Below are 8153 nucleotides of genomic sequence, written 5' to 3'. Positions count from 1 at the left end.
ACCCAGCCTCGACTGCGGCTCGGCCGGGCCTCAGCCCGGCCCGGCCCGGCCCGGCCGGCGCAGCGTGATCGACTCCGTTTCGGCGATATCGCGGTGTCTTCCACCCGCGGATAGCGCGATATCGGGGAAACGGAGTCGATCTAGGGCCAGCCCCAAAGCAAGGTCTCAGGGAGCGCGACAAAGCGGGCCAACCGCCAACCGCCAACCAACCAACCGGCCAACCGGCCAACCCGCCAACCCGCCAACCGCCAGCGCGGCCGGCGCCGCGTCGCTCCAGGTCAGACGAGTTCGCGGACGACACAGGGCAGCCACGCCAGGACCATGCAGGACGAGGCCGCCGCCGGGGCCGGGTACGTAGACCGCGGCACCGTGGGTCAGGCGGGTCGCCGGAACGGGCAGGGCATCCGGGTCAGGACGGCAGGGGGGCGCAGGAGGCGGCGGCCACGCCTTCCAGATAGCCGCGGGCTCGTTCCGCCTTGGGGTAGCGGCCGACCAGCGCCCAGAACCGGGCGTTGTGGCTGGGCACGATGAGGTGAGCCAGCTCGTGCAGCAGCACGTAGTCGATCACCCACTCGGGCATGTCCTGCACGCGGTGCGAGATCCGGATGCTGCGGTCGGCGGGCGTGCAGGAGCCCCACCGGCCGTTCTGGTTGGTGACCCATCGGACGCTGGCGGGCACCGCCCGGGCGCCGTACCCGGCGAGGTAGAGGTCGATCAGCCGGGTGGCTCGGGTCAGCAGCTCGTCGTCCGAGCGGGCGAGCCGGCCTTCACGAGCGGCGAGCCGGGCGAGCATCCGGTCGACCCATTCGCTCTCCTCGTCCCGGGAGAACTGGTCCGGGATGAGGACGACGACCCGCTCGCCGTCACGGTACGCAGACACCGTGCGTCGTCGGCGCTGGCTGCGCCGCACCTCGACGACCGGCTTGCGCGTCCCCGCCATCACTGGCCCGCGCAGCCTCGGCTACGTGTCACGAAGGAAAGCTAATGCGTACTGACCAGGGGTCCGCAAGGGTCAACCACCCGACACGCGCCCAGAAAATGGTGATTGGTCGCTGGGCGTCCCGAAAATTTCTTGGCCGGGTCGCCGCTACGCCATCTCGTCACCCTTGGTGAACCCCGATGGCGGCCCCGTCCGGTCCACCTCCACCGTAGGTGATCACCGTGCTCGGCGCCTCCGCGGGGGCACCCGCACGGGTGGCTGAGAGGGTTTGGTCGGCGTGTCCCCGCCAAACTGACTTATCCGACCTAATTCGCCATGCACACTCTCGACGTCGACTTGCTCACAGTGTCGATGCACAGCTGACATGGAACCGCCCAGACCTGGGTAGGGTCCGCGGACCAGCGGTCACGAGGGTGGCCGCGGAGTGAGACCCAGCGCCGGCGCCCCGTGTGGCCCGCCGCCGGGCACCCCGCCGGGACGGCATTGACCGGCGGACGAGACGAGGAGGGCACCGTGGCCGACCAGGCCCAGACCTACAACGGTTACTGCGTGAAGTGCAAGGAGAAGCGGGACTTCGAGGGGCACGTCGAGGTCTCGAAGACCGGAATGAACATGGCCAAGGGCAAGTGTCCGGTGTGCGGAACAACAGTGAACCGCATCCTCGGCAAGGCCAAGGTCTGACGCGTACGGGTGATCGGGGGCGGGGTGGCCGGCGGCCACCCCGCCCCCGTTGCCATCGATGGCCTGTCGGTTGACCGACACCATTACCGGCGGGCTGTGGATAACCCGGCGAATCCTGTGGACAGCGCTGGACAGCGGCCCGACCACCTGTGGACAACGATCGACCGAGAGCAGGGAAACGGTCACGATTCGTCATCATGAGTCGTACCGCACTGCCGCGCCCGACCCTCCTGCCCGGCCTCAGCCGGCTCTGGCGGGACCGGCACACCCTCCAGCTCGGCGTCGGCCCCGGGCCCGCTGTGCTGCTCGAACTGGCCAACCCGCGAGCCGCCCACCTGCTCGACCTGCTCGACGGCACCCGCAGCGAGCGCGCCGTGCTGGCCCACGCGCCCACCGCCCGGGTCAGCGCCGACGAGGCACGTGACCTGCTCGACGCCCTGCGCACCGCGTGCCTGCTGGTGCCCGCGCACAGCCTGCTTCCCCGCGAGCTGACCGGGCCGGTCCGGGTCCGGCTCGCCGCGGAGGCCGGCGCGCTGGCCCTGGCCTCGGCCCGGCTGCCCGGCACTCCCGCCCAGTGCCTGCGCCGGCGACGGGCCGCCCGGGTGCTGCTCACCGGGGCCGGGGCGCTCGGCGCGCCGCTGGCGGTCGCACTGGCCCAGTCCGGCGTCGGGCAGGTGATTCCGCACCTCACCGGCCCGGTACGCCCCGTCGACCTGGTCGGCACCGGTATCCCGGCCGCCGAGCTGGGCGATCCGCTCGCCCCGGCGGTACGGGCCGCGGTCGACCGCGTCGCGCCGGGCACCGGCACCCACCCGGGCCGGACCGCCCGGATCGACCTGGTGGTCCAGCTCGGCACCGACCGTCCGCCGGCGCTGCTCGCCGCCGGTCTCGCCCAACGCCGCCAGCCGCACCTGCTGGTCACCCTGCGCGAGGGCGTACCGGTGATCGGGCCGCTGGTCCGCCCGCCCGCCGGGCCCTGTCTGCACTGCGTGGAGCTGCACCGGGCCGATCGCGACCCGGACTGGCCGCGGCTCGCCGCCCAACTCGCGGCCGCCGAGCCGGCCGTCGCCGGCGCGACCGGCACACTGCTCGCAGCCATCGGGTACGCGCTGGCCGAAGCGCTGGCGCAGCTCGACGGCGGCACCCCGGAGACGCTGGGCGGTGCCACGGAGATCACCGGCGCGGGCCGGTTTCGCCGCCGGGGCTGGCCGCCGCACCCGGCGTGCGGGTGCTCACCGAGCCGCGTGTGGGCACCAGCCCGGCAGCAGAGCAGCAGCGGGGCCCTTCGGTCGGTAACAATGACCGTGTGACCGACATCCCGCGCCGGGCCGTGTCCCGGACCGCCAAACTCGCCGCTCTGCCGCTCGGCTTCGCCGGGCGGACCGTCCTCGGCATGGGTAAGCGCGTCACCGGGCTCGCCTCCGACGTGATCTCCGCGGAGATCCAGCAGCGCACCGCCGAGCAGCTCTTCAGCGTGCTGGGCCAGCTCAAGGGCGGCGCGATGAAGTTCGGTCAGGCCCTGTCGGTCTTCGAGGCGGCGCTGCCCGAGGAGATCGCCGCCCCCTACCGCCAGGCGCTGACCAAGCTCCAGGAGGCCGCTCCGCCGCTGCCGGTCGCCAGCGTGCACAAGGTGCTGACCGAGCAGCTGGGCCCGGACTGGCGGGACCGGTTCGTCGAGTTCAACGACACCCCGGCCGCCGCGGCCAGCATCGGCCAGGTGCACCGGGCGCGGTGGCGCGAGCCGGGGTACGGCCCGTCGGGCGAGCCGAACAGCCGCGACGTGGCCGTCAAGATCCAATATCCGGGCGCCGGCGACGCGCTGCTCGCCGACCTCAAGCAGCTCTCCCGCCTGGGCGGGATGTTCCGGGCCATCCAGCCCGGCCTGGACGTCAAGCCGCTCCTGGTCGAGCTGCGCGAACGGATCACCGAGGAGCTGGACTACGAGCTGGAGGGCGAGTCGCAGCGCACCTTCGCCGCCGCGTACGCGGACGACCCGGAGATCTACATCCCGGCGGTGATCTCCGCGTCGCCCCGGGTGCTGATCACCGAGTGGGTGACGGGCACCCCCCTGGCCGACATCATCCGCGAGGGCACCGAGGAGCAGCGGGACGAGGCCGGCCGCCTGATGGCCACCCTGCACCTGTCCGCGCCGCAGCGGGCCGGGCTGCTGCACGCCGATCCGCACCCGGGCAACTTCCGGATGCTGCCCGACGGCCGGCTCGGGGTGATCGACTTCGGTGCGGTGGCCCGTATGCCGGAGGGCACGCCGGAGCCGATCGGTCGCATCGCCGGGCTGGCCCTGCGCAACGACGCCGACGGGGTGGTGGCGGGGCTGCGGTCCGAGGGCTTCGTCAGCTCCACCGAGGAGATCGACGCCGAGGGCGTGCTCGACTTCCTCCGTCCGATGCTGGAGCCCATCGCGGCCGACGAGTTCCGCTTCACCCGGGCCTGGCTGCGCGCCGAAGCGGCCCGTCTGGCCAGCCCCCGCTCCCCCACCTACCAGCTCAGCCGGCAGCTCAACCTGCCGCCGTCGTATCTGCTCATCCACCGGGTGACGCTCGGGTCGATCGGCGTGCTCTGCCAGTTGGAGGCGAAGGCGCCGTACCGGGGCATCCTGGAGCGTTGGCTGCCCGGCTTCGCACCGGTCGCCTGAGCGGCGCCGGCCATCCGCGCCGGCTTGACATAGACCCTTCGTCGCACGGCGAAAGGGGCGGGTGCCGGTCGGCACCCGCCCCTTTCCGTGTCGGTGGTACTAGAGAACGCCCAGGTCGCGTGCCGACTGGTTACGGCTGGTCATGGCGACGGTACGGGCGGATCGGGTTGCCTCAGTGCTCGTGGTGGTACGACCGGCCTGAGGCCGGCGCATTCGAGCCCGGGACAACGCTTCGTGGAGTAGTTGCATCTCGAAGGCTCCAGTCGGTACGTGCAGCATCGTCTTCTCACTCGCTGCCGGCAGGTCACCGGCGTAGTTGGTACGGATCGGGAACATGTCAGGCTGCCAGCCGGACCGCGCCACGCACCTCGGACAGCCCACTGGCCGCCAGGCGCGCCTCGGCCTCGACCCGGAGCTCGGCGTCACGTGCGACGTCCTCCTTGCGCGGACGGCCACGGGGCCGCTTGCGCGGGACGACCGCGCCACGCTCGAAGATCTCGCCGCCCCAGACGCCCCACGGCTCCGCTCGCTCCACCGCTCCGGCCAGGCACTCGACGCGCAGCGGGCAGTCCCCGCAGAGCGACTTGGCCAGCTCGAGCTGGGCAGGCGAGTCGGAGAACCACAGGTCGGGGTCGAACTTCCGGCAGGGCAGGTTCGCCTCCATCTCGACGCTCACGTCGAGGGGGGCCAACGCCAGACTCATCGCCCGGTCACCTCTCTCTCACTTCGATCTCGTGGATCGCATTCCGACGTACTTCGGCGGGGCAAAAAACTGAGGCCGCGGATCCCGGTAAGCGGGTTCCGCGGCCTCGAGGTGAGCCGGTGTCTGATGAATCAGACCGGTCTACCTCGAGGTGGAACGCCGCGGACATCCGTGCGCTTCTTGGCGCCCTGAATGCCCATGCCCGTGAAGCCACTGGTCCCCTCGACTCCGATGGGTGCGACAGTCAGGTTCAGCTCGGCCTGAACCTGGTGCACCTGCGGAACCGACGGTCGTGCGGCCGCGAGGGCCACCCGGACAGCCGACAGCGGAGCGTGGACAGCTGGCATCGCCGCCAGACGCTCGTAGGTGAAGATCTTCACGGGTGCCACCTCCCTCATGTTCCTCATATATCGACCGGACCAACCCCCGTGAGCAGCCGGAATGGCGCCGCTCGCGTGGTGTGTTCTGAGGCTATTCCTCGCGCCGGGGCGAGGGCAAACGAATTTACGACGAGATTTCGAAAGTTTTCTCCGGGCAGACGTCGTCCACCCCCGCGCCACCCACCAGCGCCAGCACCGAGTCCCCGTAGAGGCCCAGCTTGCGGGGGCCGATGCCGGCGATGGCGATCAACTCCTCCGGCCGGCCGGGCCGCCGCTCGGCCAGCGCGATCAGCGTGGCGTCGGTGAAGACCACGTACGCGGGGACCTTCTGCGCCCCGGCCACCCGCTGCCGCCACTCGCGCAGCCGTTCGTGCAGCTCATCGTCGATGTCGGACGGACAGGTGGGGCAGCGGCCCAGCTTGCGGTCCGGGCCGGCGAGCAGGGTGGCGCCGCAGATCCGACAGGAGACGATCTGGGTACGGCGTCGCTCGGGGCGGCGGGCCGGACCGGCGCCACCGGTGGCCCGCTCGGTCCCGCCGGAGCGGTCCAGTTGGGGCAGGAACCGCGACGGGCGCCGGGCCCGTCCGCCCGGCGAGCGCGCTGCGGCGTACGACAGCCAGAGCCACTGCCGGGCCCGGGTGATCCCGACGTAGAGCAGCCGGCGCTCCTCCTCGACCTGCTCGACGGTCTTCGCGTACGTGGTGGGCAGGGTGCCCTCGGCGAGGCCGACCAGGAAGACCGCGTCCCACTCCAGCCCCTTGGCCGAGTGCAGCGACGCGAGGGTCACCCCGTCCACCGTCGGCACGTGCTGCTGGGCGGCGCGGCGGGCCAGCTCCTCGGTGAAGTCGGCCAGGGTGACCGGGCGCTCGACCGCCGCCGCCTCGCCGATCGGCACCACCTCGGGGGTGGCCGCGTACTCCTCGGCGAGCTGGACCAGCGCGGCCAGCGCCTCCCACCGCTCGCGGGCCGCGCCGCCGGCCGGGGGCGCGTCCGGGGCCCAGCCGACCGCGGTGAGCGCCTCGACGACGGCGGTCGGCAGCGGGGTCTCCCCCGGGATCGACCGGGTGGCGGCGCGCAGCGCGATCATCGCCTGGCGCACCTCGGCCCGTTCGAAGAACCGCTCCGCGCCCTGCACCACGTAGGGGACCGCGGCCTCGGTGAGTGCCTTCTCGTACGCCTCGGACTGCGCGTTGGTCCGGAACAGCACGGCCATCTCCTTCGCCGGGGTGCCCGCGTCGATCAGGGACCGGCAGCGGGCGGCCACCGCGTTCGCCTCGGCCGGCTCGTCGGTGAAGATACGCAGGTCCGGCTCGGGGCCGGGAGGGCGCTGCCCGCTCAACTCCAACCGCAGCCGCGCCTCGGCGCCCCGGGCCTGGGAGATCACCGCGTTGGCCAACCCGACCACCTGAGGGGTGGAGCGGTAGTCACGAACCAGCCGGATCACGGTGGCGCCCCGGTGCCGGCGCGGAAAGTCGACCAGGTACGCCGAGGTCGCCCCGGTGAACGAGTAGATCGTCTGGCTGGCGTCGCCGACCACGGTCAGGTCATTCCGGCCGCCCAGCCAGGCGTCCAGCAGCCGCTGCTGGAGTGGGTTGACGTCCTGGTACTCGTCCACCACGAAGTGCCGGTACTGGCCGCGGACCTGCTCGCCGACGTCCGGATGCTCCTCGATGCCCCACACCGCGGCGCGCAGCATGTCCTCGAAGTCGATCACGCCGTTCGAGCGCTTGAGCTGCTCGTACGCGGTGAACACCTCGGCCACCTTCGCCGGCTCGTGCGGGGTGTCGCGCAGCGCCCGGGCAGCGGACACCACGTACTCCGTCGGCTCGACCAGCGACGACTTGGCCCACTCGATCTCGCCGGCCAGGTCCCGCGCGGCGGCCCGGTCGGTCCGCAGGCCGACCCGGGCCGCGGCGAGGGTGACCAGCCGCACCTTGCTGTCCAGCAGTTCGGGCATGGCCCGGCCGGCCAGCAGCCGGGGCGCGAAGTAGCGCACCTGGCGCAGCGCGGCCGCGTGAAAGGTCCGCGCCTGCACGCCGCCCACCCCGAGGACGGTGAGCCGGCTGCGCATCTCGGCGGCGGCCCGGGCGGTGAAGGTGACCGCGAGCACGTGCCGTGGGGAGATCTCGCCCGAGAGCGCCCGATGGGCGATGCGGGAGGTGATCGCGCGGGTCTTGCCGGTGCCGGCGCCGGCCAGGATGCAGACCGGACCGGCGGGTGCGGTCACCGCGGAGCGCTGCTCCGGGTCCAGCCCGGCGAGCACGCTTTCCGACGCTGAGTGAACCGCCACAACCAGGAATCATCTCAGTTGTCCCGGACGTTGCAGCGAACAGCCTCGGCTTGATCCGCAAGCCGGCGGCGGATGAGTTGGAGGGCCCGACCATGCTGACGATGTATTCCACCCCCTGGTGCGGCTACTGCCACCGGCTGAAGTCGCAGCTAGACCGGGAGGGCATCGGGTACGAGGTGGTCGACATCGAGCAGGACCCGAAGGCCGCTGAGTTCGTGATGAGCGTCAACGGCGGCAACCAGACGGTGCCGACGCTGCGCTTCGCCGACGGCAGCGCCCTGACCAATCCCTCGATCACCCAGGTCAAGCAGCACCTGGACACCCTCACCGCCTGACCGACCGGTTCCTGTTCGACGAGCGGCCGCCCCCACCCGGGGCGGCCGCTCGTCGTGTCCGGTATCCGTCACCGTCGCGGTGAGCGCTGGCTCCCGCTCGCCATCTGCTGATCGGCGTCGTCGGCCGGGCGCCGCGGCGCCGGCAGGGTCGGGCCGGGCGGTGGTGTGGGC

8 protein-coding genes are annotated in these 8153 nt (G+C 72.3%); 4 read left to right on the top strand and 4 right to left on the bottom strand.

The annotated features are described in order from the left end of the window. Positions 1-409: 409 nt before the first annotated feature. The gene (locus tag EAD89_RS04775; protein WP_121674880.1) at positions 410-940 is read right to left on the bottom strand and encodes a M48 family metallopeptidase; all 531 of its coding nucleotides are present in this window, start codon (positions 938-940) and stop codon (positions 410-412) included. 513 nt (positions 941-1453) lie between these two features. On the opposite strand from EAD89_RS04775, the gene EAD89_RS30220 reads away from it, so the two are divergent. From EAD89_RS30220 to EAD89_RS04765, 3 genes are all read left to right on the top strand, one after another. Then, entirely contained in the window at positions 1454-1621 is a 168-nt protein-coding gene (locus EAD89_RS30220) for a DUF5679 domain-containing protein (RefSeq protein ID WP_007464795.1), read from the top strand. Between the two features lie 197 nt (positions 1622-1818). Then, positions 1819-2931, top strand: coding sequence for a hypothetical protein (locus EAD89_RS04770; protein ID WP_121674879.1), 1113 nt, complete (start codon positions 1819-1821; stop codon positions 2929-2931). Next, positions 2928-4274 (top strand): AarF/ABC1/UbiB kinase family protein, encoded by a 1347-nt coding sequence (locus tag EAD89_RS04765; protein ID WP_121674878.1) that lies wholly within the window; start codon positions 2928-2930, stop codon positions 4272-4274. The genes EAD89_RS04770 and EAD89_RS04765 overlap by 4 nt, the downstream gene beginning before the upstream one ends. Positions 4275-4611: 337 nt before the next feature. On the opposite strand, the gene EAD89_RS04755 is transcribed toward EAD89_RS04765, so the two are convergent. From EAD89_RS04755 to EAD89_RS04745, 3 genes are all read right to left on the bottom strand, one after another. Continuing rightward, the gene (locus EAD89_RS04755; RefSeq protein ID WP_121674877.1) at positions 4612-4977 is read right to left on the bottom strand and encodes a WhiB family transcriptional regulator; all 366 of its coding nucleotides are present in this window, start codon (positions 4975-4977) and stop codon (positions 4612-4614) included. A 131-nt stretch (positions 4978-5108) separates the two neighbouring features. Continuing rightward, a complete protein-coding gene (locus EAD89_RS04750; protein ID WP_121652695.1) occupies positions 5109-5357 on the bottom strand; it encodes a hypothetical protein in 249 nt (82 codons plus the stop codon). Between the two features lie 124 nt (positions 5358-5481). After that, the gene (locus EAD89_RS04745) at positions 5482-7647 is read right to left on the bottom strand and encodes an ATP-dependent DNA helicase UvrD2 (RefSeq protein WP_121674876.1); all 2166 of its coding nucleotides are present in this window, start codon (positions 7645-7647) and stop codon (positions 5482-5484) included. Positions 7648-7739: 92 nt separating this feature from the next. Between EAD89_RS04745 and EAD89_RS04740 the strand changes: the two genes are divergently transcribed. Further along, a complete protein-coding gene (locus EAD89_RS04740; protein WP_121674881.1) occupies positions 7740-7982 on the top strand; it encodes a mycoredoxin in 243 nt (80 codons plus the stop codon). Positions 7983-8153: the final 171 nt, after the last annotated feature.

The organism is Micromonospora sp. BL4 (assembly GCF_003667505.1).
Classification (GTDB): Bacteria; Actinomycetota; Actinomycetes; order Mycobacteriales; family Micromonosporaceae; genus Micromonospora.
This window is presented reverse-complemented; position numbering and strand designations above follow the sequence as displayed.

Coding starts and splice junctions, on each gene's coding strand:
- EAD89_RS04775 (WP_121674880.1), bottom strand. CDS start 940: ATGGCGGGGACGCGCAAGCCGGTCGTCGAGGTGCGGCGCAGCCAGCGC.
- EAD89_RS04770 (WP_121674879.1), top strand. CDS start 1,819: ATGAGTCGTACCGCACTGCCGCGCCCGACCCTCCTGCCCGGCCTCAGC.
- EAD89_RS04755 (WP_121674877.1), bottom strand. CDS start 4,977: ATGAGTCTGGCGTTGGCCCCCCTCGACGTGAGCGTCGAGATGGAGGCG.
- EAD89_RS04740 (WP_121674881.1), top strand. CDS start 7,740: ATGCTGACGATGTATTCCACCCCCTGGTGCGGCTACTGCCACCGGCTG.